The sequence below is a fragment of the Mesorhizobium huakuii genome (assembly GCF_014189455.1).
GTDB lineage: Bacteria > Pseudomonadota > Alphaproteobacteria > Rhizobiales > Rhizobiaceae > Mesorhizobium > Mesorhizobium huakuii_A.
This window is the reverse complement of the sequence record NZ_CP050296.1, coordinates 4,593,197-4,617,508: the sequence shown is the minus strand read 5'-3', so window position 1 is coordinate 4,617,508 and position 24,312 is coordinate 4,593,197. Positions and strand designations below refer to the sequence as shown.

The 24,312-nt window shown below is 64.0% G+C and carries 21 protein-coding genes and 2 pseudogenes; 19 read left to right on the top strand and 4 right to left on the bottom strand.

All coding sequences use genetic code 11. The features are described from left to right. Window positions 1-39 precede the first annotated feature (39 nt). The 8 genes and pseudogenes from HB778_RS22260 (at window position 40) to HB778_RS22230 (ending at window position 8,406) form a co-directional block, all read left to right on the top strand. The gene (locus HB778_RS22260; protein ID WP_244661569.1) at window positions 40-2,700 is read left to right on the top strand and encodes a LuxR C-terminal-related transcriptional regulator; all 2,661 of its coding nucleotides are present in this window, start codon (window positions 40-42) and stop codon (window positions 2,698-2,700) included. Between the two features lie 84 nt (window positions 2,701-2,784). Further along, window positions 2,785-3,477 (top strand): annotated as a pseudogene (locus HB778_RS41580) (class II histone deacetylase); the annotation flags it as partial. Beyond that, window positions 3,425-3,907 (top strand): hypothetical protein, encoded by a 483-nt coding sequence (locus tag HB778_RS41575; RefSeq protein WP_348524627.1) that lies wholly within the window; start codon window positions 3,425-3,427, stop codon window positions 3,905-3,907. The pseudogene HB778_RS41580 and the gene HB778_RS41575, both read left to right, overlap by 53 nt. Next, entirely contained in the window at window positions 3,897-4,769 is an 873-nt protein-coding gene (urtB, locus tag HB778_RS22250) for an urea ABC transporter permease subunit UrtB (protein ID WP_244661567.1), read from the top strand. Before HB778_RS41575 ends, urtB begins: the two co-directional genes overlap by 11 nt. After that, window positions 4,766-5,752, top strand: a complete 987-nt coding sequence (locus HB778_RS22245) for a branched-chain amino acid ABC transporter permease (protein WP_183456984.1) — start codon at window positions 4,766-4,768, stop codon at window positions 5,750-5,752. Before urtB ends, HB778_RS22245 begins: the two co-directional genes overlap by 4 nt. After that, window positions 5,749-6,453 (top strand): ATP-binding cassette domain-containing protein, encoded by a 705-nt coding sequence (locus HB778_RS22240; protein ID WP_183456983.1) that lies wholly within the window; start codon window positions 5,749-5,751, stop codon window positions 6,451-6,453. The genes HB778_RS22245 and HB778_RS22240 overlap by 4 nt, the downstream gene beginning before the upstream one ends. Before the next feature lie 2 nt (window positions 6,454-6,455). Then, entirely contained in the window at window positions 6,456-7,157 is a 702-nt protein-coding gene (locus HB778_RS22235) for an ABC transporter ATP-binding protein (RefSeq protein WP_183456982.1), read from the top strand. Between the two features lie 79 nt (window positions 7,158-7,236). Then, complete coding sequence (locus tag HB778_RS22230) at window positions 7,237-8,406, top strand: substrate-binding protein (RefSeq protein WP_183456981.1); 1,170 nt, start codon at window positions 7,237-7,239, stop codon at window positions 8,404-8,406. A gap of 44 nt (window positions 8,407-8,450) precedes the next feature. Here the strand turns inward: HB778_RS22230 and HB778_RS22225 are convergent, their stop codons facing one another. Both HB778_RS22225 and HB778_RS22220 read right to left on the bottom strand, forming a co-directional pair. Next, complete coding sequence (locus HB778_RS22225; protein WP_183456980.1) at window positions 8,451-10,097, bottom strand: acetolactate synthase large subunit; 1,647 nt, start codon at window positions 10,095-10,097, stop codon at window positions 8,451-8,453. Between the two features lie 94 nt (window positions 10,098-10,191). Beyond that, on the bottom strand, window positions 10,192-11,094 hold the full coding sequence (locus HB778_RS22220) for a LysR family transcriptional regulator (protein WP_183456979.1): 903 nt from the start codon (window positions 11,092-11,094) through the stop codon (window positions 10,192-10,194). A 102-nt stretch (window positions 11,095-11,196) separates the two neighbouring features. Here HB778_RS22220 and HB778_RS22215 point away from each other — a divergent pair, with 102 nt between their 5' ends. The 6 genes from HB778_RS22215 (at window position 11,197) to HB778_RS22190 (ending at window position 16,943) form a co-directional block, all read left to right on the top strand. Then, window positions 11,197-12,186 carry a zinc-dependent alcohol dehydrogenase family protein gene (locus HB778_RS22215; RefSeq protein ID WP_183456977.1) on the top strand — a complete coding sequence of 330 codons (990 nt, stop codon included), beginning with the start codon at window positions 11,197-11,199 and terminating at the stop codon, window positions 12,184-12,186. Between the two features lie 175 nt (window positions 12,187-12,361). Then, window positions 12,362-12,661, top strand: coding sequence for a zf-TFIIB domain-containing protein (locus tag HB778_RS22210; protein ID WP_183456975.1), 300 nt, complete (start codon window positions 12,362-12,364; stop codon window positions 12,659-12,661). 64 nt (window positions 12,662-12,725) lie between these two features. Continuing rightward, a complete protein-coding gene (locus HB778_RS22205; protein WP_183456973.1) occupies window positions 12,726-13,706 on the top strand; it encodes a Tim44 domain-containing protein in 981 nt (326 codons plus the stop codon). A 362-nt stretch (window positions 13,707-14,068) separates the two neighbouring features. Further along, window positions 14,069-14,620, top strand: a complete 552-nt coding sequence (locus HB778_RS22200) for a MaoC family dehydratase (protein WP_183456971.1) — start codon at window positions 14,069-14,071, stop codon at window positions 14,618-14,620. A gap of 2 nt (window positions 14,621-14,622) precedes the next feature. Then, entirely contained in the window at window positions 14,623-15,783 is a 1,161-nt protein-coding gene (locus tag HB778_RS22195; protein WP_183456969.1) for a CaiB/BaiF CoA transferase family protein, read from the top strand. Between the two features lie 14 nt (window positions 15,784-15,797). Beyond that, window positions 15,798-16,943, top strand: coding sequence for an extracellular solute-binding protein (locus HB778_RS22190; RefSeq protein ID WP_183465186.1), 1,146 nt, complete (start codon window positions 15,798-15,800; stop codon window positions 16,941-16,943). A gap of 63 nt (window positions 16,944-17,006) precedes the next feature. Here the strand turns inward: HB778_RS22190 and HB778_RS22185 are convergent, their stop codons facing one another. Next, on the bottom strand, window positions 17,007-17,846 hold the full coding sequence (locus HB778_RS22185) for an amidohydrolase family protein (RefSeq protein WP_183456967.1): 840 nt from the start codon (window positions 17,844-17,846) through the stop codon (window positions 17,007-17,009). A gap of 66 nt (window positions 17,847-17,912) precedes the next feature. Next, window positions 17,913-18,698, bottom strand: coding sequence for an IclR family transcriptional regulator (locus HB778_RS22180; RefSeq protein WP_183456965.1), 786 nt, complete (start codon window positions 18,696-18,698; stop codon window positions 17,913-17,915). Between the two features lie 169 nt (window positions 18,699-18,867). Between HB778_RS22180 and HB778_RS22175 the strand changes: the two genes are divergently transcribed. From HB778_RS22175 to HB778_RS22155, 5 genes and pseudogenes are all read left to right on the top strand, one after another. After that, on the top strand, window positions 18,868-20,187 hold the full coding sequence (locus HB778_RS22175; RefSeq protein ID WP_183456964.1) for an ABC transporter substrate-binding protein: 1,320 nt from the start codon (window positions 18,868-18,870) through the stop codon (window positions 20,185-20,187). A 133-nt stretch (window positions 20,188-20,320) separates the two neighbouring features. Then, window positions 20,321-21,217 (top strand): carbohydrate ABC transporter permease, encoded by an 897-nt coding sequence (locus tag HB778_RS22170; protein WP_183456963.1) that lies wholly within the window; start codon window positions 20,321-20,323, stop codon window positions 21,215-21,217. Further along, window positions 21,217-22,083 (top strand): carbohydrate ABC transporter permease, encoded by an 867-nt coding sequence (locus HB778_RS22165; RefSeq protein WP_183456962.1) that lies wholly within the window; start codon window positions 21,217-21,219, stop codon window positions 22,081-22,083. The genes HB778_RS22170 and HB778_RS22165 overlap by 1 nt, the downstream gene beginning before the upstream one ends. A 4-nt stretch (window positions 22,084-22,087) precedes the next feature. Further along, on the top strand, window positions 22,088-23,185 hold the full coding sequence (locus tag HB778_RS22160; protein WP_095198948.1) for an ABC transporter ATP-binding protein: 1,098 nt from the start codon (window positions 22,088-22,090) through the stop codon (window positions 23,183-23,185). Window positions 23,186-23,188: 3 nt separating this feature from the next. Then, window positions 23,189-24,311 (top strand): annotated as a pseudogene (locus HB778_RS22155) (mandelate racemase/muconate lactonizing enzyme family protein). The last annotated feature ends 1 nt before the right edge of the window (window position 24,312 follow it).

Sequence of the window (24,312 nt, the reverse complement as noted above, 5' to 3'; positions counted from 1 at the left end):
CAACCCGCCGGCCTTTCATCGTCTCACCATCGCCGGTGGGTGTGGCGCGAAAGCATCCTGTCGAGGCTGGAGCGGCATGTCGACACGCGCATCGTGTTGTTCGCCGCGCCAGCAGGCTTCGGCAAGTCGACGACGATGGCGCAGTGGGCGGCTGAGGTCGCACGCCATGGCCGGTTGACCGCATGGCTGTCCTGCGAGGCGACGGACAATGACGAAGGCGCCTTCCTGTCGCATCTGGTGGGCGCGCTGCGCCATCTCGTCCAGAATCCGGCCGAGCTCGACCTCGCCTTCCAGTCGAGCCCGATCCCGCAGCTCGATGTCGTGCTCGCAGCACTGGTGGCGGGTTTTGCGGCGCGCGACGCCGACATCACTTTGTTCTTCGACGACTACCACGTCATCGAGGCGCCGGCGGTGAAGCGGTTCATGGAGCGGCTGACCCGGCAGGCGCCGGCCGACGTCGCCTTCGTCATCGGTTCGCGCAACCTGCCCGACCTGCAGCTCGGCAAGCTCAGGGTGCTTGGCGACGTGTTCGAAATCGGCCCGGACGATCTGCGCTTCGCATCGTCCGAAGCCGAAGCCTTCTTCAACGACAAATTGGGCCTCAGCGTCAGCAGCGGTACCGTCGAGACCTTGTGCTCGCGGACCGAAGGCTGGGCCGCCGGCCTGCAACTCGCTTCGCTGTCGCTCAGTGCCGCGCATGCTCCGGAAACCGTCATCGGCAATTTCACCGGCGCCAACCGCAATGTCGCCGATTTCCTGATGGGCGAAGTCTTCCTGGGGCTGCCGCCGGCCCTGGCGAAGTTCCTGCTCCACAGTTCGATCTTCGAGCGCTTCAGCGCCGAAGCGTGCCGGGCCGTCTTGCGCGCGGCCGACGCCGAGGCTGACATCACCGAGATCGAGACCCGCAACCTGTTCCTGGTGCCGCTCGACGAGGAGCGGCGCTGGTTCCGCTATCATCATCTGTTCCACGACTTCCTCAGCCGCGAAATGGAACGGCGCGAGCCGGAGATGATCGCACCGCTGCATCTGGCCGCGGCCGAATGGTTCGGCGAACGCAAGATGCTGACCGAGGCGATCGGACATGCGCTCGCCGCCGGCGACCAGGCCCGCGCGGCGGTGTTCGTCGAAAACAACGCGCTCGAACTCATCGCCCAGTGCCAGCTGCTCTATGTGCGCCAGTTGCTGGCACTGCTGCCGAGGAAACTGGTCGACCAGCGCATCCGGCTGCAACTCGTCGTGCTGTGGCTGGCGGTGCACTCAAGCCAGCCCGAGATCGCGCAGCAGACGCTCGCCAATGCGCGCAAGCTAGTCGAGACCCGGCCGGCCGACGGCAAGGATCCGGGCACGCTGACCGGCACCACGATCGAGGCCGAAATCGTCGTCCTCGATGCCGCCGTGCACAGCACGCTGGAGCAGTTCGAGGCCGCGCGGGACACCGCGCTGTCTGCCCTGCGCATCATCGCCCCCGACGCCTGGTTCATGGAAGGCGCGACCGCCAATGTCATCGGCTACAATCTCTACGCGCTGGGCGACCTCGAGGGTGCTCGGGCGGCGGCGGACGCGGCGCGCAAGGCGCATGAGCGAAGCGGCAGCCTGCTCGGCGTCACCATCGCCAATTGCTACATGGCCGTCATCGAGCGCTCGGCCGGCCGCCTGCCCGCCGCCGAAAAGCTGCTGCGCAACACTATCATCGAGGCCAGGACGCGGATCGGCGCGAACTCCTATGCCGAGGCGCTGGCCGGAACGCTGCTCGCCGAACTCGCCTACGAAACCAACGCATCCGGCGAGGCGCTGACGCTGGTCGAAAATCTCGGGCCGCTGATCGAGGGCGCCGCGGTCATCGTCTATCCCCTGGCCAGCGTGCCGACCTATGCCCGCGTGCTGCAGCTGACCGGTCGCGGCGACGTGGCATTGGATATGCTGGAACGCGTCTACCAGCGCGTGCGCGGCTCCGTCTACCGCCGCCTCGCTTCGGTGCTGGTGCATGATCGCATCCGGCTGCTCATCGACCAGAACCGCATCGCCGAGGCGCGCGCCCTGCTCGACGAGCATCGCCGCGAAAGCACTGAAACCGCCCCGACTGTCGCCAACGAATTCGAGTTCTTCGCCGAAGGAAGGCTGCTGACGGCGGAAAAATCCTACGCGGCGGCCGCGGCACTTCTCGACGCGCTGCTGGAGCGGACGAAAAGCAGCGGGCGCATGCGCCGCCACATACTGGCGCTGATCCTGCGCGCCAAGAGCGCCGGCCAGGACCAGCGCGAGGCCGACCGGCATCTCCTCGAAGCGCTGCGCCTTGCCCAGCCTTCCGGCTTCATTCGCTCTTTCGTCGACGAGGGCAGGCCTGTGGTCGAAGCGTTGATGCGGCTGCGCGCCGCGCAGGCAAAGACCGACCCGTCCCTGTCAGCCTATGCAACGCGCATCATCGATGCCGCGCAGACCATGCCTGTGGCGATGCGGAAGCAGGCGGCACCGGCAGCGGAAAAGGAACAACTCACCCAACGCGAGACCGAACTGCTGCGCTGCCTGTCGGAAGGCATGTCCAACAGGGATATCGCGGTTGCGCTGTCGGTCAGCGAAACGACGGTGAAATGGCATTTGAAGAACATTTTCGGCAAGCTCTCGGTGTCGAACCGCGTCCAGGCCGTGCGTGCCGCGCAGGCGGCAGCGAACCTCCGTCCCCCTCCGAAAGGAGGGGCATAGACATCTGGCACAACCCCCTCTTTCGGGTCGGGCCATGGCATCGTTAGCCTGCTAGCCTCCTCCGGATTGCAGAGGACGCTGCTTATGGCGACAGGTTACGTTTTTCACGAACAGCTGATGTGGCATGACACCGGCCCCAGTGCCGACATGATGCCTCCCGGCCGTTTCGTGGAACCCGGCCGGCACCTGGAATCGCCCGGATCGAAGCGCCGGCTGAACAACCTCATCCAGGTCAGCGGCCTGGCGCGCCACCTGGTGCCGATCCTTGCCGAGCCGGTGACGGTCGAGGATCTCTTACGCGTTCACACGCAGCGCCATGTCGACGATATCCGCATGCTCAGCGAACGCGGTTCCGGTTTCGCCGGGCCGCAGGCGCCGATCGGCCTCAACAGTTTCGACATCGCCCTGCTCTCGGCCGGCACCACCTATGCCGCGATGCGCGCGGTGCTGACCGGCCGCGTCGACAATGCCTATGCGCTGGCGCGCCCGCCGGGGCATCATGCCGAGCCCGACCAGGCGATGGGCAACTGCCTGTTCTCCAACATCGGCGTGGCGGTGCGCCGGCTGCAGCATGAAGGCCTGCTCGGCCGTGCGGCGATAGTCGACTGGGACGTGCATCACGGCAACGGCACCGAGACGGTGTTTTATTCCGATCCGTCGGTGCTGACGATTTCCCTGCACCAGGACAATCTCTACCCGACCGGGCGCGGCGCGCTGGCCGACAATGGCAAGGGTGAAGGCGAAGGCTACAACATCAACATCCCGCTGCCGGCGGGCAGCGGCACCGGCGCCTATGAGGCGACCTTCGACCGCGTTGTTGCCCCCCGCACTGCGCGCCTTCAAGCCGAACCTCGTCATTGTCGCCTCCGGTTTCGACGCATCGGGCTTCGATCCGCTCGGCCGCATGATGCTGAACAGCGAATGCTTCCGGCGCCTTGCCGCGCGCATGGTGGCGCTGGCCGCCGAAACGTCGAACGGGCGCCTGATGATGAGCCATGAAGGCGGCTACTCCGAGGGTTATGTGCCGTTCTGCGGCCATGCCGTCATCGAGACGCTGGCCAATCACCGCACCGAAGTGGTCGACCCGCTCTCGGACCATATCGACGAATGGGCCGGACAGGATTTGCAGCCGCATCAGGCTGCGGTGATCGACGCCGCCGAAGCCCTGCTCGCCGGCCTGCGCCAACGCCTTGCAAGTGCTGCCTGACACGATGGATTTTGTCGTCACCACGCTCCTCAACGCGCTGACGCTGATCAGCATCCTGATGCTGGTCGGGCTCGGGCTGGCGATCAGCTTCGGCCTGATGAACGTGACCAACCTGGCGCATGGCGAGTTCGTCACCGTCGGTGCCTTTGCGGTCTATTTCGTCCAGAGCATCGGCGGCTCGTTCTGGCTGGGTCTGGCCGCCGCGCCCATCGCCGGCGCCGTGGTCGGCTGCATCCTGGAATTCGCCATCATCCGTCATCTCTATTCGCGGCCGGTCTCGACCGTGCTTGCCACCTGGGGCGTCAGCCTGATCCTGCAGCAAGGACTGGAGCTGACCTTCGGTCTCGGCGCCAAGCCGGTGACGCCACCGATCGAAGGCACGCTCGACCTGTTCTTCACCGTCTATCCCGCCTATCGGCTGATCCTGATCGCCATTGCCATGCTGACCTTGCTCGGCGTCGTCCTCTTGATCAGCCGGACCTCCTTCGGGCTCGACATCCGCACCGTCATCCAGAACCGCGAAATGGCCGAAGGCGTCGGCATCAACACGCGGCGCACCTACGCCATCGCCTTCACCTTCGGTGCGGCCATTGCCGGGCTCGCCGGCGGGCTGGTCGCGCCGCTGGCGATCGTACTGCCGCAGATGGGCGTGAACTATCTCGCCAACGCCTTCTTCGTCGTCATTGTCGGCGGCGTCGGCTCGATCGGAGGCCTCGTCGCCGGCAGTGTCTTCGTCGGCGGGCTGACCAGCGTACTCAACTACCAGATCTCGCCATCGCTGGCGCAAGCGATCGTGCTGCTGGCGGCCATCGTCGCCGTGCGGCTGCGGCCCAACGGCCTGTTCAACGGAGCGTCGCGATGATCGCCCGCGACCGCAACTGGCTGCTGATCTTCGCCGTCTGCGCGGCGCTCGCCGTCATCTATCCCCTTTTCGCCGACGGTTACCAGCTGACGGTGATCCGCGACGCGCTGATCTTCGGCCTGTTCGCGGCGAGCCTCGACTTCTTCTGGGGTCGCACCGGCATATTATGTTTCGGCCACGCCGCCTTTTTCGGCATTGGCGGCTACATCATGGCGCTGATCACGCTCAACGACGCCATCCCCTTCGGCAGCCTGCTCGGCATCATGGGCGCGGTGGCCGGTGCAGCCTTCGTCGCCGCCATCATCGGCTACTTCCTGTTCTTTGGCGGCATCCGCGGCAGCTACTTCACCATCGTCACGCTGGCGATGGGCGTCATCTGCCAGCAAGCCGCCGTCTCCTGGAGCTCGGTCACCGGCGGCGACAGCGGCCTGATTGGTATCCCGCCGATCGCGTTTGATGTTGGCGGGATGCATGTCGATCTCAGCCAGGATCTGCCCTCCTACATCTTCGTCACGGCGATCGTCGCGGTGGTCGTGCTGGCGCTGTGGTCGATCAGCCGTGGCCGCTGGGGTACGGTGCTGACCGCCATCCAGGACAATGAGGTCCGGGCGGCAGCGCTTGGCCACAATGCGCCGCTGCGGCTGCTCGTCACCTTCGTCCTGTCCGCCGCCATCGCCGGGCTTGCCGGGGCGCTTTATGTCTGCATGGCCGGGCTGGTAGCGCCCGACCTGTCCGGCCTGCTTCTGTCGACGGAAGTCATCGTTTGGGTGGCGGTCGGCGGGCGCGGCACGCTGCTTGGTCCGGTGCTGGGCGCCATCGCCATCCAACGCGCGCAGCAGACGATCTCAAGCTTCAACCCGAGCCTGTGGCCGCTGCTGCTCGGCTGCGTCTTCGTCATCATCGTTTTCGTGCTGCCCGACGGCATACTGTCGATCTACGCGCGGCTGAAGAGCCTGTTCAAAGGCCGGAGGCAGGCGCGATGAGCGACGTCCTGCTCCAGGCCGAGAATGTCGGCATCCGCTTCGGCGGACTGCAAGCACTGGAAGGGTTGAACCTGACGGTCCGCGATAAGGAGCTCTGCTGCATCATCGGCCCGAACGGCGCCGGCAAGAGCACCTTCCTCAACGTCTTGACCGGCACGCTTCGCCCGACCAGCGGCAGCGTGCACTTCCTCGGCCACGATATAGCCGGCCTTCCGCTGCACCGCATCGCCCGACTCGGCATTGCGCGAAAATTCCAGATCCCGTCGGTGTTCCCGAGCCTCTCGGTCGAGGACAATCTGAAGGTGGCGCGATGGGGCGTGCCCTCGCCTGTCCGTCCAGTCGGTGAACTGCTGGAACTGGTCGCGCTCGGCAATCGCGCCGCCACGCTGGCCGGCGAACTCGCGCACGGCCAGAAACAATGGCTGGAGATCGGCATGGCTTTGGCGATCGAGCCTCGGCTGCTGCTGCTCGACGAGCCCACCGCCGGCATGACGCCGCAGGAGACGCTGGCGACCGCCGAGATGCTGCTGCAGCTCAAGGGCGAGTTCTCGATCGTCGCCGTCGAACACGACATCCGTTTCGTGCGGGCGCTGAACTGCGAGACGCTGGTGCTGCATCAGGGACGCCGGCTGCGCAGTGGTCCTTTCCATGACATCGAGACCGACGAAATGGTCCGCGATGTCTATCTGGGGAGGCGCTGACCATGCTGCGGACACTCGCGGTCTCGGCCGGCTACGGCCTGCTCCCGGTGCTGAACGGCATCGACCTCAGCGTCGCATCAGGCGAAGTCGTCGGCCTGCTCGGCCGCAACGGCGCCGGCAAGACGACGCTGCTGCGCGTCATCGCTGGCGGCTTGAAGGCGAGCGGTGGCGCCGTGGTTCTCGGCGACCAGGACCTTACGAATGCGCCGGCCTTCCGCCGGGCGCGGGCCGGCATCGCGCATGTGCCGCAGGGCCGCGGCATCTTCAACCAGCTGACTGTGCGACAAAACCTGGAGGTCGGCACGCGTGCCGCCAGGGACCGTGGCGACGGCGGCATTCCTGACGATATCTTCGGCTATTTCCCAATTCTGCGGGAACGTGAGGCACAAGTCGCCGGCACGCTTTCAGGCGGCCAGCAGCAGATGCTGGCCATCGGCCGCGCGCTGTGCGGCCTGCCCTCGGCGCTGCTGCTCGACGAGCCCTCGGAAGGCATCCAGCCGAACATCGTTCAGTCGATCGCCGAGCTGGTGCCGCGCATCGCCCGCGAGCGCGGCATCGCGATCGTTCTGGTGGAGCAGAATCTCGATCTCGTTCTCAAGGCGGCGGACCGCTGCCTGGTGATGGAGAAGGGCAGGATCGTGCACGAAGGCACGCCGGAGGCGTTCGCCGACGAGAGCCTGCTGAAGGACCTGCTGGCCCTATGAGGCGCGCCCAAGCGCGCCTGGACCTGATGACTTTGTAAGGCGTGCATGGGGCGCGCCTGGACTGGAAGGGAACATAACAATGATAAGCAGAAGAACGATCCTGAAATCCGGCGGCGCTGCCGCCGCCTTCGCCATGGTCGGCGCGCCGTCGATCCTGCGCGCCGCCGACACCGTCAAGGTCGGCCTGTCGATCCCGATCACGGGGTTGCAGGCGATCCTCGGCGAGACTCTGCTCAATTGCTACAAGCTCGCCGCCGCCGAACTCAACGCCGCCAACGGCATTGGCGGCCGCCAGGTCGAGTTGTTCATCGAGGACAACCAGACCACGACCAAGGGCGCCATCGACAAGGCGCGCAAGCTCCTCAACGAAGACAAGGTCGACATGATCATGGGCACGATCATTTCGCCCGAGCGCAGCGCGACGCTGTCGGTGACCTCGAAAGCCAAGAAGCTGTTCTTCTACCCGACCAATTTCGAGGGCGGCGAATGCAACCGCTACTTCGTCGCCACGGGGCCGATCCCGATGCAGCAGGTCGACCCGATGATGCCTTGGGTGGCGGAAAACCTCGGCAAGACGATCTACGTCATGGCCTCCGACTATGCCTGGCCGCAGAAGATGACCGAGGCGATCACGGCCGCCTATGAGAAGGCCGGCGGCAAGATCATCGGCGCCGACTATTATCCATTCGGCACCACGGATTTCGGCCCGGCCTTCCAGAAGATCAAGTCGCTGAAGCCCGATGTCGTGTGGTCGATGGTGGTCGGCAACGATGCGGTCACGCAGCTCAAGCAGTATCGCAGCTTCGACATCAAGCAGCCGCTGATCGCGCCGCTCGACGAGGTCTTCAACAAGGACGCGCTGCCGCCTGGCGTCGCCGCCGGCACCTATGCGCCGCAGCCCTACTGGATGGCGCTCGACAATCCGGTCAACAAGAAGTTCATCGCGAGCTTCCGCGAAAAGTTCGGCCAGGAGAAAATGGTCAACGGCATCGGCGAGGCCGGCTACAACGGCCTGCATCTCTATGCGCTGGCCGCCGAGAAGGCCGGATCGCTGAAAGACGACGATGTGCTCAAGGCGCTGCCGACCATCGAGTTCGACGCGCCGCAAGGCAAGATCCGCGTCGATGCCTCCAACAACCACACGCTCTGCCATTCCTATGTCGGCAAGGCGGTGGCGGACGGCATCAGCTACGAGATCGCTAAGGATTTCGGCACCATCGCGCCGGTCACGCCCTACTGCAAAGTGTAGGCCCTCGCACCCAACCAATCCTGACGGCGGCTTTGCCGCTGCCGTCAGGGTCTCTGTGGCGCCGGCAGCCGCTCGCGCAATTCGTCGACGAGCACCCTGGTGTTCTCGGAATAGTCGATGGGCACGACGACGAGATGCACGCCGCCACCGGTGAAGGCCTGTTCCAGCGCCGGGCGCAAGTCGGCGACCTCGGCAACCCTCGTCCCTTTGGCACCGTAGGCCTCGGCGTATTTGACGAAATCGGGATTGCCGAAGGTCATGCCGAAATCCGGGAATTCGTCGACCGCCTGCTTCCAGCGGATCATGCCATAGGCGTGGTCCTCAAGCAGCAGCACGACGAGGTTGAGCTTCAGCCTGACGGCGGTTTCCAGCTCCTGGCTGTTCATCATGAAGCCGCCGTCACCGCAAATGGCCATGACGCGGCGCGTGGGATAGAGCAGTGACGCCATCATCGCCGACGGCAGGCCGGCGCCCATCGTGGCGAGTGCATTGTCGAGCAGCAGCGTGTTGGCCATGCGCGTACGGTAATTGCGGGCGAACCAGATCTTGTACATGCCGTTGTCGAGGGCGAGGATCCCGTCCGCCGGCATCACGGCGCGCACGTCATGCACGAGGCGCTGCGGCGTGAAGCGGTCCTCGGTGGCGCGCGCGGCGATCCGGCTCAAAATGCCTTCCCTCAGCGGCAGCAGGGCCTGCGCGTTGGGGATCTTGCCCTCGACACGGTCTGCCAGCAGCGCCAGCGAAGGGCCAAGGTCGCCGACGATCTCGGCCTGTGGGAAATAGACCTGCTCGACATCGGCCGTTTGATAGCCGACATGGATAACCTTCGGCCCCTTGGCGCCCATGATGAAGGGCGGCTTCTCCACCGTGTCGTGGCCGATGGTGATGATCAGATCGGCCTGCTCGATGGCCTCGTGCACATAGTCGCGCTCCGAAAGGGCTGCCGTTCCCATATAGAGCTCGGTGCCGCCGGGCACCGTGCCCTTGCCCATCTGCGTGGTGAAGTAGGGTATTTGCGTACGCAGCACGAACTGCGCGACATCGGGCGTCACGCGCGGCCGCGACGCCGCCGCGCCGAACATCAAGAGCGGACGTTTGGCCTCCATGATCATGCGGGCGGCGCGATCGAGCGCACCCGCACTGGCCGTTGGCAGTTCGACCGGGTGCGTCGGCACCAGCGCCACCGGCTCGCACTCCGCCGCCGCGATGTCTTCCGGCAGTTCCAGATGCACGGGGCCTGGACGCTCTTCCTGGGCGACGCGGAAGGCCTCGCGCACCAGTGAGGGGATCATCTTCGGTGAGACGATCTGGCGCGAAAGCTTGGTCAGCGGCTTCATCGCGGCGACGATGTCGACGATCTGGAAACGCGCCTGCCGCGATGACAGGATGCCCTTCTGGCCGGTGATCATGATCATCGGCATCGCGCCGAGCAGTGCATAGGCCGCGCCGGTCGTCAGGTTGAGCGCGCCAGGGCCAAGCGTGGTGATGCACACGCCCGCCTTGCCGGTGAGCCTGCCATAGGTGGCGGCCATGAAGGCAGCGGCCTGCTCGTGGCGGGTGAGGATCAGCTGGATCGACGAACGGCGGATGGATTCGACGATGTCGAGATTTTCCTCGCCCGGAATGCCGAAGATCCGGTCGACCCCTTCATTCTCGAGGGCCGCCACGAACAGATCCGAACCTTTGGTCATGAACAATCTCCCTGCAATGCGCGCATTCCGCCAGTCACCTTCATATGGCAGGGAAGGCGCCGCCGCAAAGAGCGCAAGCCTGCTCTGTCGGCAATCAGGCCATCAGTTTCGACAAGGTGGCCGCCAGCGCATCGACGGCGAGCCGGACCTTGAGCGGCAGATGCGGCGTCTGCAGCCAAAGGGCGTGGCAGTCGTAGGGATAGCGCGGCTGGTCCGGCAACAGCGCCACCAGCGTACCGGCCTTGATGCGCTCGCGAACCAGCCACCAGGGCAGCCACGCCAACCCCATGCCTTCGACCGCGGCGTCGGCGATGGCATCGAGATCGTCGAGCCGCAGCCGGCCATTGGGCATGACCTCCTGTGCGGCTTGCCCTTCGCGTGGGAAGAGCCACGGCTGAGCGACCTGGCCGAGCCGGCGATAGACAATGGCTTGATAATCGGCGAGGTCCTCGATCCGACGCGGTTCGCCATGAATTCTGAGATAAGACGGCGCGGCACAGACAACCATGCCCTGGCGCGCGACACGCCTCGCGATCACGCCGGCCTTGTCGTCCAGATCACCGGTTCGGATGGCGAGATCAAAACCGTCCTCGGCGGGATCGGCGAAGCGGTCGCTGAGCGACAGGTCCAGTTCCAGCATCGGATATTGCCGCGCGAGCTGCAGCAGCACGGGGGTGACGCAGTGGCGGCCGAAATGCGCCGGCATGGTGACGCGCAGTTTTCCGCGCGGTTCGGAAAACTGGTCGGCGGCGAGCGCATCCGCGGCTTCGGCCTCGGCCAATACGACCCGGCAGCGTTCGTAATAGGCGCGGCCGAAATCGGTCAGGCTCTGGCGGCGCGTGGTGCGGTTGATGAGACGCACGCCAAGCCGCTCCTCGAGAAAGCGGACATGTTTGCCCACCATCGGCCCGGACAGGTCGAGCGCGACGGCAGCAGCCGCGAACGAGCCAAGGTCGACCGCCTTGACGAACACGGCCATACTCTCGAGCCTATCCATATTCGAAACCTCTGGTTTCTACTTCTTTATCCTTACGCCCATTTATCCATGAAACCTCTGGCTGCATAGCTCATTCGGTTCAGATAATTTGGAGTAACCCGAATGACACGTGTAGTTCGCTTCCACCAGCATGGCGGTCCCGAGGTTCTGCGCATCGACGATATCGACCTTCCCCCACCCTGCCCTGGCGAGGTTCAAATTCGTGTCAAGGCGCTCGGCCTCAATCGCGCCGAAGCGCTGCTGCGCGCAGGCACCTATATCGAAACACCCGCCCTGCCCTCCGGACTTGGCCTTGAAGCGGCGGGGGTTGTCGAAGCGGTAGGCGAAGGCGTGAAGGATTTCGCGCCGGGCGATGCTGTCAGCGTCATCCCGCCGCAATCGATGGTTCACTGGTCGGCTTACGGCGAGTTGGTCACCTATCCGGCCGGGCTCATCGTCAGGCATCCGCCATCGCTCGACTGGCAGACGGCGGCGGCTGTCTGGATGCAGTATCTCACCGCCTATGGCGCGCTGATCGACATCGCCAGGCTGCGTAGCGGAGACGCCGTCGTGATCACGGCGGCGTCGAGCAGTGTCGGCCTCGCGGCGATCCAGATCGCCAACAAGGTTGGCGCAACAGCGATCGCGGTGACGCGAACGGCGGCAAAGAAACAGGCCCTGCTCGACGCCGGAGCGGCTGAAGTCGTGGTCCTGGCCGAGGAGGATCTCACCGCACGGCTGAACGCAATCGCGGGACCGCGAGGCGTGCGCGTCGTGTTCGATGCGGTCGGCGATCCGATCTTCGAGCCGCTGACGGCCGCGATGTCAAAGGGTGGCATTCTGATCGAATATGGCGGCCTCAGCAGCGAGCCGACGCCGTTCCCCTTGCCTGCCGTCTTGAGCAAGACGCTGACGCTGCGTGGCTACCTCGTCCACGAGATCACCGGTGACCCGGCAAAACTGGAAGCCGCCAAGGCATTCATCCTTGAAGGGCTGGAGACCGGCACGCTGAGGCCGATCATCGACCGGACCTTCCCCTTCGACCAGATCATCGAGGCGCATCGCTATCTCGAATCGAACCAACAGTTCGGCAAGATCGTCGTGACGGTCTGAGCAACTTTCCGGCACTATCGCCCTTGAAGGCGCGGCTCCGCATTCCTAACTGTCGAATGCGGGCCGGGCCCCTCTGACTGTTGCTTCTGGCGACCGTGATGTCGGACCGCTTTAACGGGCCCGTTTCCTTCCTTTTCGGTCAAGCGGGCTCATTCCTTTCGGTTTGGAGCCCCGTATGACATCTTCCCTTCTTGGCCTGGTTTGCCCTTCCTGCCGCGTCGCGCTCACAATGAGCGAACGCCAGGGTATCGAGATCGATTATTGCCCGCAGTGCCGAGGCGTCTGGCTTGATCGAGGCGAACTCGACAAGATCATCGAGCGTTCCGGCAGGGAGGCGGCGCCTGCGCCGCAGCCACAGCCGGCTGCCTTCTCCCAGCCGCAGCATGGCCATGGCCGCGACGACGATTATTCCCGCTCGCAGGGCCACCGCTATCCCAAGCGGAAGAAATCCTTCTTCGAAGAATTGTTCGATTGACCAGATGTCGCCCGGCGGCTGCTGAAAATTTCCACAAAACCACATCGACAAAGGTTCATCTCCGATGATGTCTCGCACCAGCCGATTTGCAACCCTGTTTGCCGGACTGTTCCTCGCATTCTCCATGGTCGCGATCGATCATGCCGAGGCGCGGCGCGGCGGCAGTTTCGGCAGTCGCGGCACGCGCACGTTCCAGTCGGCACCGCCGACGAGGACCGCACCGGCGCCGACCGCTCCGGTCGAGCGTTCGATGACACCCAACACCGGTGTGAATTCTGCCGCACGGCAGCCGCAGGTGCAGAGGCCTGGCTTCATGAGCGGCTTCGGCGGAACCATGATGCGCGGCCTGCTGATCGGTGGCCTCATCGGCCTGCTCGTGGGCCAAGGTTTCGGCGGCTTGGCCGGCATGTTCGGCTTCCTGCTTCAGGCCCTGCTCATCGGTGGCGCGATCATGCTGGCCATCCGCTTCTTCCGGTCGCAATCCGCGCGTGGTCCGGCGCCCGCGCTCGCTGGTGCCGGCAATGCCCAGGCGTCGCGATTCGAGAACCGCGCAACGTCACAGCCGCAGACGGCAGGCTCGTTCACAATTCCCGGCTTTGGCGGTGGTTCTGGCGAAGGCTCTCCGGCCTCCGTCTCCGAGGAGATCACGCTGGCTCAGACCGACCTCGACGCCTTCCATCAACTGCTGACCGACGTCCAAGAAGCATTCGGACGCGAAGACCATGCCGCCCTGCGCCGGGCGACGACGCCCGAGATGGTATCCTATCTCTCAGAAGAACTGGCCGACAATGCCCAGAAAGGTCTCAGGAACGAGGTCTCTGACATCACTCTACTGCAGGCCGACATTGCGGAAAGCTGGCGCGAGGATGACCGCGACTACGCCACGGCCGCGCTGCGCTACGAGTCTCGCGACGTGATGCGCGAACGGGCCAGCGGCAAGGTCGTCGAGGGCGACGCGGACCATCCGACCGAGACGACCGAGCTCTGGACATTCACGCGTCAGAATGGCTCGAGCTGGAAGCTCTCGGCCATACAACAGGCCTGAGCCCCGTCCAGCTGTCCGAGGGTCGTCGCGGGCGCGCCTCAGCGCACGATCCCGACACACTCGGCGTGCCGATCTCGATGGCGCTTCCGGTGTCCCCGCGCGCGCCGAGAACAAGGCGCCTTCCGGTTCAGACTGCCGACAACACCAGACAGGCACTGCGCGGGATTTGCTCCCCTGCCCGGCCACGCTTGAGCGCCTGTGGCCGGCCAAAATTTCGCCTGTCCTCGCTTGCAACGCAACCCCATATGTGAAAATACTATTTACAAAAGAAGATTGACGGGAGGAGACGTCTTGCATTTGGGCGCTTCGAAGCGTGTTCAAACGATTGCTGGGAACCTCCTGCGAGATCGCTGGAGCCAGCCATGAACGACTTCGCCCCCACAGTCGGCGTTGCCTCGACGCATCCAAAAAACATGCCTGAAGATCATGCCGCGCTACCGGTGTGGAACGCCGAGAACTGGTTCTATGAGGACTGGCCTGTCGGCCAGAAAATCCGCTCATTGCGGCGCACCATGGCGGAAGGCGACAGTCATCTGTTCAACACGCTGGTGCTCGACATCCACCCCTATGTGCAGGACCAGATATTTGCCGAGAGCGAAGGCATTTTCGGCAAGCGGTTGATCGCCGGCGCCTTCGTCTTTTCGGCGGGGCTGGGGCTGGTCGCCACCAACTGCGTCAATGCCTTTTCCTATGGCTATGACAAGCTCCGCTTCATAAAGCCTGTCTTCATTGGTGACACGATCTATTCGATCCGCTCCAACCTCGACAAGAAGCCGCGCTACAAGGAGATGGGGCTGATCCGCGCCAGCTACGAAGTGTTCAAGGGCGAAGGTGAACTCGTTCTCTATTGCGAGCATTTGCAGACAGTGAAGTACCGCAACCCGGCCGATTTCGTCGGCAAGACGGAGAAATAGAGATGCCGGCGCCAGCCGAATTGCCGCTTACCGGTCTTGTCATCGTCGACATGAGCCAGTTCCTGTCCGGGCCTTATTGTTCGCTCAGGCTGCTCGATCTCGGCGCCCGCGTCATCAAGATCGAGCGCCCGGATGGCGGCGACCTGTCGCGCCGGCTCTATCTCAGCGACACCGAGATCGGCGGCGATTCCACCATCTTCCACGCCATCAACCGCGCCAAGGAAAGTTTTGCCATCGACCTCAAGAACGAGGCCGATCTCCAGGCGCTGCGCGGGCTTCTGGCCAAGGCCGATGTACTGATCCAGAATTTCCGGCCCGGCGTCATCGAGCGCCTCGGCCTTGACTACGAGGCCGTCCGCAAGATCAATCCGCGGCTCGTCTATGCCTCGATCAGCGGCTATGGCGAAGAGGGTCCATGGGTCAAACGGCCCGGCCAGGATCTGCTGGCGCAGTCGCGCTCCGGCGTGATGTGGCTGAACGGCGACGAGGACCAGGGACCCGTACCGTTTGGCCTCGCCATCGGCGACATGCTGGCGGGTGCGGCCTGCGCGCAAGGCATTCTGGCGGCTCTGGTGCGGCGTGGCATCACCGGCCAAGGCAGCCATATCGAAACCAGCCTGCTGGAAGCGCTGGTCGACTTCCAGTTCGAGGTGCTGACCACGCATCTCAATGACGGCCGTCGCTTGCCCAGGCGCTCCAGCTTCCGCAGCGCGCATGCCTATCTGTCGGCGCCTTATGGCGTCTATCCGGCCAAGGACGGCTACCTCGCCATCGCCATGACGCCGATCCCGAAACTCGCCGATCTGCTGTCGCTCGAAGAGCTGGCGCCTTATCGCGACAGACCGGCCTCGTGGTTCACCGCGCGCGACGACATCAAGGCGATCATTGCGCAAAGGATCGCCAGCAAGACAATCGACGAATGGCTCGCCATTCTCGAGCCGGCCGACATCTGGTGCGCCAAGGTGCTGACCTGGCCGGAAATGCTGGCCAGCGAAGGTTTTCAGTCGCTCGACATGCTGCAGACGGTGACGCGCGAGGACGATGTTTCGATCCTCACCACCAGTTCGCCGCTGAGGGTCGATGGTATCAGGGCCAAGGTCGATCGCGCCGCACCACGCATCGGCGAGCACAGTGCCGCGATCCGCGCGGAGTTTGGCCTGTGACCAAACTCAAGGGCATGACCTGGAGCCATCCGCGCGGCTACGATCCGATGGTCGCATGCTCGGCGCTGTGGGAGCAGAAGACCGGCGTCGCCATCGCATGGGACAAGCGGTCGCTGCAGGATTTTGAGTCCTTCCCGGTCGAGGAACTGGCGCGCGCCTACGACCTCATCGTCATCGACCACCCGCATGTCGGCCGGATCACGGCGGAGCGTTGCCTCGCGCCGCTGGATGTCGCCGGCCGCGAAGCGGAACGTACCGCGCTCGCCTCGGCCAGCGTCGGCCAGTCCTATCCGAGCTACAACTGGCAGGGACGGCAATGGGCTTTCCCGATCGACGCGGCCAGCCAAGTTTTGGCCTGGCGACCGGATGCGCTCGACGCGCCGCCGGCGCGCTGGAGCGAGGTGCTCTATCTCGCGCGGCAAGGCCGCGTGCTGTTGCCGCTGCGGCCGCCACATGTGCTGATGGTGTTCTATACGCTGGCCGGCAATCTCGGTCATCCCTGCGCCACCGATCCGTCCCGTGCTCTCATCAATATCGAGACCGGCAGCCAGATCTTCGAGGCGATGCGCGAGATCGCCGCGCTGGTCGAACCGGCCTGTTTCGAGATGGATCCGATCGCGGTTTCGGAATGGATGGCGGCGGCCGATTCCAAGATCGTCTGCGCGCCGCTGATCTATGGCTATGTCTCCTATGCGATATCAGGATTTCGTGCACACCGCCTGGCCTTCGCCGACATCCCGACCGTCGGCTCAAACGGTCCAATCGGCTCGGCGCTCGGTGGCACCGGCATAGCGGTGTCAGCCTTTTCCCAGGCAAAAGAAGCCGCGATCGACTTCGCCTACTGGGTTGCCAGCGGCGATGTCCAGCGCGGCCCCTATGCCGCCGCCGGCGGACAGCCGGGTCATGCGGCTGCCTGGGAGGATCAGACGGTCAACGCCGCGACCGGCAATTTCTATCGCTACACGCGCGCGACACTGGAGGGCGCATGGGTGCGGCCGCGCCATGACGGCTACATGGCGTTCCAGCAGGCAGCGTCCGGCCGCATCCTTTCCGGCATCACCGGCAGGCAGAAGCCCGCCGCGGTCGTTGCCGATCTCAATAACCTGTTCCGGGAGAGTTCTCCCGCACAGGTGTCCGGCGCTGCCGGTGGAGGAGCCTGAGAGAAACCGAATGGAGGAGAACGTCTGGGGCTACGCCCCAGCAAGACGCCGAGGCGAATCCAACTATTCCAGCCGCCACAGCTTGCGGGCATTCGCGGACAACAGTCTGTCGCGCTCCGCGACGCTGCAGCCGGAAAGCAGCGCATGGGTCGCGCCGACCCAGGTCGAGAGGCCGCCGCCAAGCGTGCAGACCGGCCAGTCGCTGCCCCAGACAACACGGTCCCAGCCAAACGCAGCGATGGTGTGCTCGACGTAGGGACGCAGCGTCTCGACCGTCCAACTGCCGGCATCGGCATAGGCAACGACACCGGAGATCTTGGCGATGACATTCGGACGTCGCGCGATCTCGCTCATATGCTCGCGCCAGGGATGCTCGGCGTTGCCCTTGATGTCGGGGACGCCGCAATGGTCGAGGACGAACTGGACGTCAGGTGCCAGGTCGGCCAGCGCGATCGCTTTCGGAATCTGATGTGGCAACACGACGAGGTCGAAGGTCAGGCCGGTGCCGCGGAGCTGCTTGATGTTGTCGCGGAACACCGCGCCTTCCGAGAGATCATCCGGCACGACATGGAGCACGCGGCGGAAGCCTTTGACGAAGGGATTTGCCCGCTGCCTCTCGAGATAGGTAGCAAAGTCCGCCTCTTCCGGCCGGCACGATGCGATGACCCCTGCCAGCATGCTGCCGGCCTGCCGCGACAGACCTTCGACCCGCGCGGTCTCGGCTTCGATGTCAGCCGGATCGACATCGACCTCCATATGCAGCACGCGCTCGACGCCAACGCGCTGCGCTTCCACGGCGTATTCCTCATAGGAGAAATCGCGGTTGAGCGCCGGCACGCCGGCAAGCCAGGGATAGCGCAAGGCCGAGCGATCGATGAGATGCAGATGAGTGTCGATGATCATGGCGAGGCTCCTCCCTCCAGTGTTTTTCAATCATCTCACGGAGGAATTCTTCATTCAAATAAGAATTTATGCTGCCGAGCCCACAGCCGACCCAGCCAGATGCGATAGCTTTTCGCAGGTTGCCAGCAACAGCTCGATCGTCCTGGTGATGTCAGGCGCTGAAGGCGTGTTGATGACTGTGATGTAGGGGATCGACAGCGCTGCGATGGCCCTGCCATCAGAACTGCGCACCGGTGCCGAAAGATTGAAGACGCCGGCGGTCTGCATCGAGGCCATCATCTCGTAGCCGCGGTCGCGGATCTGGTCGAGCCGGGTGAAGAACTCGGCCGATTGCGCCGTCTTGTCGGTGCTGCGGACGTGCTCGGAAATCATCATCTGCCGCTCTTCCTGTGAGCGGAAGGCGAGCAGCACATGGCCCGAACCGGTGTCGAACAGGCTGATGTGGGAGCCGACGCGGATCGAGATGCCCCAGTAATTCGGCGCCTCCTGCTGGGCGATGACGACGGCGGAACCGCGATCAAAAACAACGAGTTGATTGGCCTGCTGCGAGGTCTCGGCCAGCTCGCGCATCAGCGGCGTGGCGTAGGAAACCAGCCGCCGCACCGGCGCGTGCAGTTGCGCCAGGCCGAACAGTTTCAGCGTCAGCGAATAGCGGTCGCCATCCAGCCTTGTGACATAGCCGCGCCTCACCAGCCGGTCGAGCATGCGGTAGAACTCATTGGGGCTGCGGTGGAGTTTCTTGGCGATTTCCGCCTGCGTCAGGCCGCCATCGACACCGGCGAGCAATTCCAGGATGTCGAGTCCCTTGTCGAGCGCCGGCGCGCGATAGCGCTCGTCTTCGCTGTCGTCCATGGGGCACTTCTCCAGTGAAATCGATTCTTCATATACGCATAAATGGAGCCGGCGGAAACAAATTTCGCCTTGACGTATCCATGAATGTTTTGTTTGTATATGAATGTAGCACTTCTTGTCATCAGACGAGTTGCGGTCGCCTGCCAAGGCGCACCAAGGGAGGATACCAATGAACAGACTGCTTTCCGGCGTGTCCGCCGGTGCATTGATGCTTGCATTTGGTGCAGGCACGGCCCTTGCCGGCGACCTGCCCGGCAAGTTCGAAGGCGTGACCGTCGACGTGAAACTGATCGGCGGCCAGCAATATGAAAAGCTCTACGAGCGCATCCCCGAATGGGAGAAGGCGACCGGCGCCAAGGTCAACATCCTGACCAAGAAGAACGGCTTCGACATCGACAAGGAGTTGAAGTCCGACATCGCCTCGGGCAGCACCAATTGGTGCGTCGGCTGGAACCACTCGTCCTTCGCGCCGCAATATACCGGCCTCTACACCGACCTCAGCAAATTGCTGCCCAAGGAAGAGATCGACGCCTTCGTGCCGTCGACGATCAACGCGGCAACCATCGACGGCAAGCTGGAGATGCTGCCGCGCGCGCAGTTCGACGTCTCGGCGCTCTACTACCAGAAGAGCCTCTACGAGAACGCCGACAACAAGACCAAGTTCAAGGCCAAATACGGCTATGACCTGGTGCCGCCGGACAGCTGGAAGGAAGTCACCGACCAGGCCGAGTTCTTCGCCAACCCACCCAATTTCTACGGCACGCAATTTGCCGGCAAGGAAGAGGCGATCAACGGCCGCTTCTACGAGATGGTGGTCGCCGAAGGCGGCGAATATCTCGACAAGGACGGCAAGCCGGTCTTCAACTCCGAGGCCGGCATCCGCGCGCTCGACTGGTTCGTCCATCTCTACAAGGCCAAGGCCGTGCCGGCCGGAACCACCAACTATCTCTGGGACGATCTCGGCCAGGGCTTTGCCTCGGGCACCGTCGCCATCAACCTCGACTGGCCGGGCTGGGCCGGGTTCTTCAACGATCCGAAGTCGTCGAAGGTCGCCGGCAATGTCGGCGTGAAAGTCGCGCCGAAGGGCTCTTCCGGCAAGCGCACCGGCTGGTCCGGTTTCCACGGCTTCTCGGTCACGGAAAACTGCCCACACAAGGAGGCCGCGGCTTCGCTGGTGTGGTGGTTGACCAACGAGGACAGCCAGAAGCTCGAGGCGGCAGCAGGCCCGTTGCCGACCCGCACCGCTGTCTGGGATTGGGACCTGAAGCAGGCCGAGAACGATCCTTACAAGAAGGAGGTTCTGTCCGCCTTCCAGGAAGAAGCCAAGCACGCCTTCGCCGTGCCGCAGACGCCTGAATGGATCGAGATCTCGAACGCCGTCTATCCCGAACTGCAGGCGGCGATCCTTGGCGACAAGACCTCCAAGCAGGCACTGGATGAAGCAGCCGCCAAGGCGACGCAGATCCTGCAGGACGCCGGCAAGCTCTAGAACCGTCTCCCAAGGCTGCCTCCCCCATCAGGAATGGGGGAGGCGATCGCGTCTTGCCGGAGGCTCGGCGATACATGGCCCTTTCGTCGCGTCCGCCTCGCCGCCAGTCCAATGCAACATTTCAGGAATTCTGATGAAGGGCTTCAAGCCATCCGCGCCATTCCTGCTGCTGCTTCCAGCCATCATCGTGCTGGCGGCGGTCGTCGTCGTGCCGCTGCTTTTGTCGCTCTATTCCAGCTTCACACCCTTCCGCCTGACCAAGCCCGAAACCTTCTTCGTCTTCGTCGGCTTCCGGAACTATCTTTCGATCCTGGCCAACGCCGATTTCTGGTGGGCTTTCGGCCGCACGGTGCTGCTGCTGACCATCGCGCTCAATCTCGAAATGCTGCTGGGTCTCGGCCTTGCCATGCTGGTGGAGAAGGCGACGCGTGGTCAGCGCATCCTGCGCACGCTGATGATGTTTCCGATGATGTTCTCGCCGATCCTCGTCGGCTTCCAGTTCAAGTTCATGTTCAACGACAATATCGGCCTGGTGAACAATGCCCTGCAGTCGCTCGGCATCACGCAGGACGCTATTCCGTGGCTGATCGAGGGCCATCTCGCCTTCATCGCCATTTCGATCGCAGAGATCTGGTCGTCGACGGCGATCTTCGCCATCCTGATCCTCGCCGGCCTGCTCGCCATGCCCAAGGAGCCGATCGAGGCGGCGCGGGTCGACGGCTGCACGCCGTGGCAGACGTTCCGCTATGTGACGTGGCCCTTCGTCATGCCCTTCGCCTACATCGCCATGACCATCCGTTCGCTCGACGTCGCGCGCGCCTATGACATCGTCAAGATCATGACCGATGGCGGACCGGCGGGCCGCACCGAACTGTTGTGGACGCTGGTGGCACGCACCGCCTATAGCGACGGCCGCATGGGCATGGCCAACGCCATGGCCTATTTCTCGATCCTGCTGTCGATCGCCTTCACCGTCTATTTCTTCAACAAGCTCGCCGCGGCGCGCACGCAGATCGGTGCGGAGTGGTGATGGACGAGAATTCTTCCGCCCGCCTGAAGCGCCGGCTGCTTGGCATCGTCTACCGCATCGGCCTGTTCCTGGCGATGCTGACCATCTGCCTGCCGGGCCTCTGGATCGTCATCTCGTCGCTGCGGCCGACCGTCGAGATCATGGCCAAGCCACCAGTGTGGATCCCGCAAGAGATTTCGTTCGACGCCTATGTTTCGATGTTCAGCGGCATCGGCAAAGGCGGCATCCCGGTCATCGAATATTTCCGCAACTCGCTGATCATCTCGGTGACATCGACGATCATTGCAGTCGCCATCGGCATGGCCGGCGGCTACGCCTTCGCGCGCTATCGTTTCCGCGGCAAGTCCAGCGTCTTCCTCGGCCTGATGCTGACGCGCACGGTGCCGGGCATCGCGCTGTCGCTGCCGCTGTTCTTCCTCTATGTGCGGCTCGGCATCATCGACACGCATTTCGGGCTGATTCTCGCCTATGTCGCGCTCAACGTGCCGTTCACCATCTGGCTGATCGACGGCTTCTTCCGCCAGGTGCCGAAAGACCTCGCGGAGGCCGCCCAGATCGACGGCTGCACGCGCTGGCAAGCTTTCTGGCAGGTCGAGTTCCCGCTCGCCGGGCCGGGCATCGCGTCGGCCGCCATCTTTGCCTTCCTGACCTGCTGGAACGAGTTCGCGCTGGCTTCGCAACTGACCCGTTCGGTGAGCGCCAAGACGCTGCCGGTCGGCCTGCTCGACTATACGGCCGAATTCACCATCGACTGGCGCGGCATGTGCGCGCTTGCCGTGGTGATGATCATTCCGGCGCTCACCCTCACCTACATCGTCCAGAAACACCTTGTCGGCGGCCTGACCTCCGGCGCGGTGAAAGGCTGACCCCATGGCAACGGTTTCCCTCAAAAAGCTGACCAAGCGCTACGGCAATATCGGGATCGTGCACGGCATCGATCTCGATATCACCGATCGCGAATTCATCGCGCTGGTCGGCCCCTCCGGTTGCGGCAAATCGACGACCTTGCGCATGATCGCCGGGCTGGAGGAAATCAGCGCCGGCTCGATCGAGATCGGCGGACGTGTCGTCAACGATCTGCCGCCGCGCTCGCGCAACATCTCGATGGTGTTCCAGTCCTACGCACTCTATCCACATATGACGGTGCGCGAAAATCTCGGCTTCTCCTTGAAGATCGCCGGCGCCGCCAAGGAAGATATGGACCGCCGCGTTGCCGAAGCCTCGGCCATCCTCGGCCTCGACGCGCTGCTCGACCGGCGCCCGTCGCAACTCTCCGGCGGCCAGCGTCAGCGCGTCGCCATGGGCCGCGCCATCGTTCGTGACCCCGACGTGTTCCTGTTCGATGAGCCGCTTTCCAATCTCGATGCCAAGCTCAGGACTCAAATGCGCACCGAGATCAAGAAGCTACATGCCAAGGTGCAGTCGACGGTGATCTATGTCACCCATGACCAGGTCGAGGCGATGACGCTGGCCGACCGCATCGTCATCATGCGCGACGGCCATATCGAACAGGTCGGCACGCCCGACGAGGTGTTCCGCCGGCCGGCGACACGCTTCGTCGCCGGCTTCATCGGCTCGCCGCCGATGAATTTGCACGAGGCGACGGTCGATGACGGCCAGCTTGTTTTTGCCAGCGGCGAGAAACTGCCCCTGCCCGCCCAGTTCAAGGCCAATGTCGCGACCGGCGACAGAGTGGTGTTCGGGCTGCGGCCTGACGACATCTATCCGACCGGGCATGGCATCAGCTCCGGCGGTGCTGCCGACGTCCACCAGATCGAGCTACCGATCACGGTCACCGAGCCGCTCGGCAACGAGACGCTGGTGTTCGTCGAGTTCAACGGCACGGACTGGGTGTCGCGCATGCTGAATCCGAGGCCGCTCAAGTCCGGCGAGCGGGTGACGATGAGCCTCGACCTGTCGCAGGCGCATCTGTTTGCCACCGAGACCGGAAAGACATTGCGGAGCTGACCGATGGCTAGAATCGAGAAAATCGAACTGCGGATGGTGGACCTTGTGCCCAAGGTCAAGCGCACCGACGCCATTCAGAGTTTCGTCAGCCAGGAAACACCGATCGTCACCATCACCGATTCCGACGGCGCGGTCGGCACCGGCTACAGCTACACGATCGGCACTGGCGGCTCATCGGTGATGCGGCTCTTGTCCGACCACCTGGTGCCGCGCCTGATCGGCCGCGACCCTGACATGATCGAGGCGATCTGGCACGATCTCGAATTCGCAACGCACGCCACCACGATCGGCGCCATCACCGCCATTGCCATCGCGGCGATAGACACGGCACTTTGGGATCTGAGGGCAAGGAAACAGAAGCTGCCGCTGTGGAAACTGGCCGGCGGGGCCAAGGACCGCTGCCCGCTCTACACCACCGAGGGCGGTTGGCTGCACATCGAGACGGCAGCGCTGGTCGATGATGCGCTGGCCGCCAAGGCCAAGGGCTTTCGCGGCTCGAAGGTGAAGATCGGCAAGCCGCACGGGTCGGAGGATCTGGCGCGCCTGGCGGCGGTGCGCAAGGCGGTCGGCGACGGCTATGAGATCATGACCGACGCCAATCAGGGTTTTTCCGTCGACGAGGCGATCCGGCGCGCGGCGAGATTGCGCGAACTTGATCTCGCCTGGATCGAGGAGCCGCTGCCGGCGGACGATATCGACGGCCATATCAGGCTGTCGAATTCGACGCCAACGCCGATCGCCATCGGCGAGTCGCTCTATTCCATCCGCCATTTCCGCGAATACATGCAGAAAGGCGCCTGTTCGATCGTCCAGGTCGATGTCGGCCGCATCGGCGGCATCACGCCGTGGCTCAAGATCGCGCATGCGGCGGAAGCCTTCGACATTCCGGTCTGCCCGCATTTCCTGATGGAGCTGCATGTCAGCCTGACCTGCGCTGTTCAGAACGGCCGCTATGTCGAGTACATTCCGCAACTCGATGCGTTGACCGGCAAGCATATGCGCATCGAGGATGGCCACGCACTGGCCCCCCGACGAGCCCGGCATCGGCATCGACTGGGACTGGGATGCGGTCAAGGCCATGAGCATCGCCGAATTCACCACGGCGATCACGAACCAGGGGAATTGAT

Coding starts and splice junctions, on each gene's coding strand:
- HB778_RS22175 (WP_183456964.1), top strand. CDS start 18,868: ATGAACAGACTGCTTTCCGGCGTGTCCGCCGGTGCATTGATGCTTGCA.
- HB778_RS22245 (WP_183456984.1), top strand. CDS start 4,766: ATGATCGCCCGCGACCGCAACTGGCTGCTGATCTTCGCCGTCTGCGCG.
- HB778_RS22195 (WP_183456969.1), top strand. CDS start 14,623: ATGCCGGCGCCAGCCGAATTGCCGCTTACCGGTCTTGTCATCGTCGAC.
- HB778_RS22170 (WP_183456963.1), top strand. CDS start 20,321: ATGAAGGGCTTCAAGCCATCCGCGCCATTCCTGCTGCTGCTTCCAGCC.
- HB778_RS22210 (WP_183456975.1), top strand. CDS start 12,362: ATGACATCTTCCCTTCTTGGCCTGGTTTGCCCTTCCTGCCGCGTCGCG.
- HB778_RS22200 (WP_183456971.1), top strand. CDS start 14,069: ATGAACGACTTCGCCCCCACAGTCGGCGTTGCCTCGACGCATCCAAAA.
- HB778_RS22235 (WP_183456982.1), top strand. CDS start 6,456: ATGCTGCGGACACTCGCGGTCTCGGCCGGCTACGGCCTGCTCCCGGTG.
- HB778_RS22190 (WP_183465186.1), top strand. CDS start 15,798: ATGACCTGGAGCCATCCGCGCGGCTACGATCCGATGGTCGCATGCTCG.
- HB778_RS22240 (WP_183456983.1), top strand. CDS start 5,749: ATGAGCGACGTCCTGCTCCAGGCCGAGAATGTCGGCATCCGCTTCGGC.
- HB778_RS22165 (WP_183456962.1), top strand. CDS start 21,217: ATGGACGAGAATTCTTCCGCCCGCCTGAAGCGCCGGCTGCTTGGCATC.
- HB778_RS22180 (WP_183456965.1), bottom strand. CDS start 18,698: ATGGACGACAGCGAAGACGAGCGCTATCGCGCGCCGGCGCTCGACAAG.
- HB778_RS22215 (WP_183456977.1), top strand. CDS start 11,197: ATGACACGTGTAGTTCGCTTCCACCAGCATGGCGGTCCCGAGGTTCTG.
- HB778_RS41575 (WP_348524627.1), top strand. CDS start 3,425: ATGGCAAGGGTGAAGGCGAAGGCTACAACATCAACATCCCGCTGCCGG.
- HB778_RS22205 (WP_183456973.1), top strand. CDS start 12,726: ATGATGTCTCGCACCAGCCGATTTGCAACCCTGTTTGCCGGACTGTTC.
- HB778_RS22225 (WP_183456980.1), bottom strand. CDS start 10,097: ATGACCAAAGGTTCGGATCTGTTCGTGGCGGCCCTCGAGAATGAAGGG.
- HB778_RS22160 (WP_095198948.1), top strand. CDS start 22,088: ATGGCAACGGTTTCCCTCAAAAAGCTGACCAAGCGCTACGGCAATATC.
- HB778_RS22220 (WP_183456979.1), bottom strand. CDS start 11,094: ATGGATAGGCTCGAGAGTATGGCCGTGTTCGTCAAGGCGGTCGACCTT.
- HB778_RS22185 (WP_183456967.1), bottom strand. CDS start 17,846: ATGATCATCGACACTCATCTGCATCTCATCGATCGCTCGGCCTTGCGC.
- HB778_RS22230 (WP_183456981.1), top strand. CDS start 7,237: ATGATAAGCAGAAGAACGATCCTGAAATCCGGCGGCGCTGCCGCCGCC.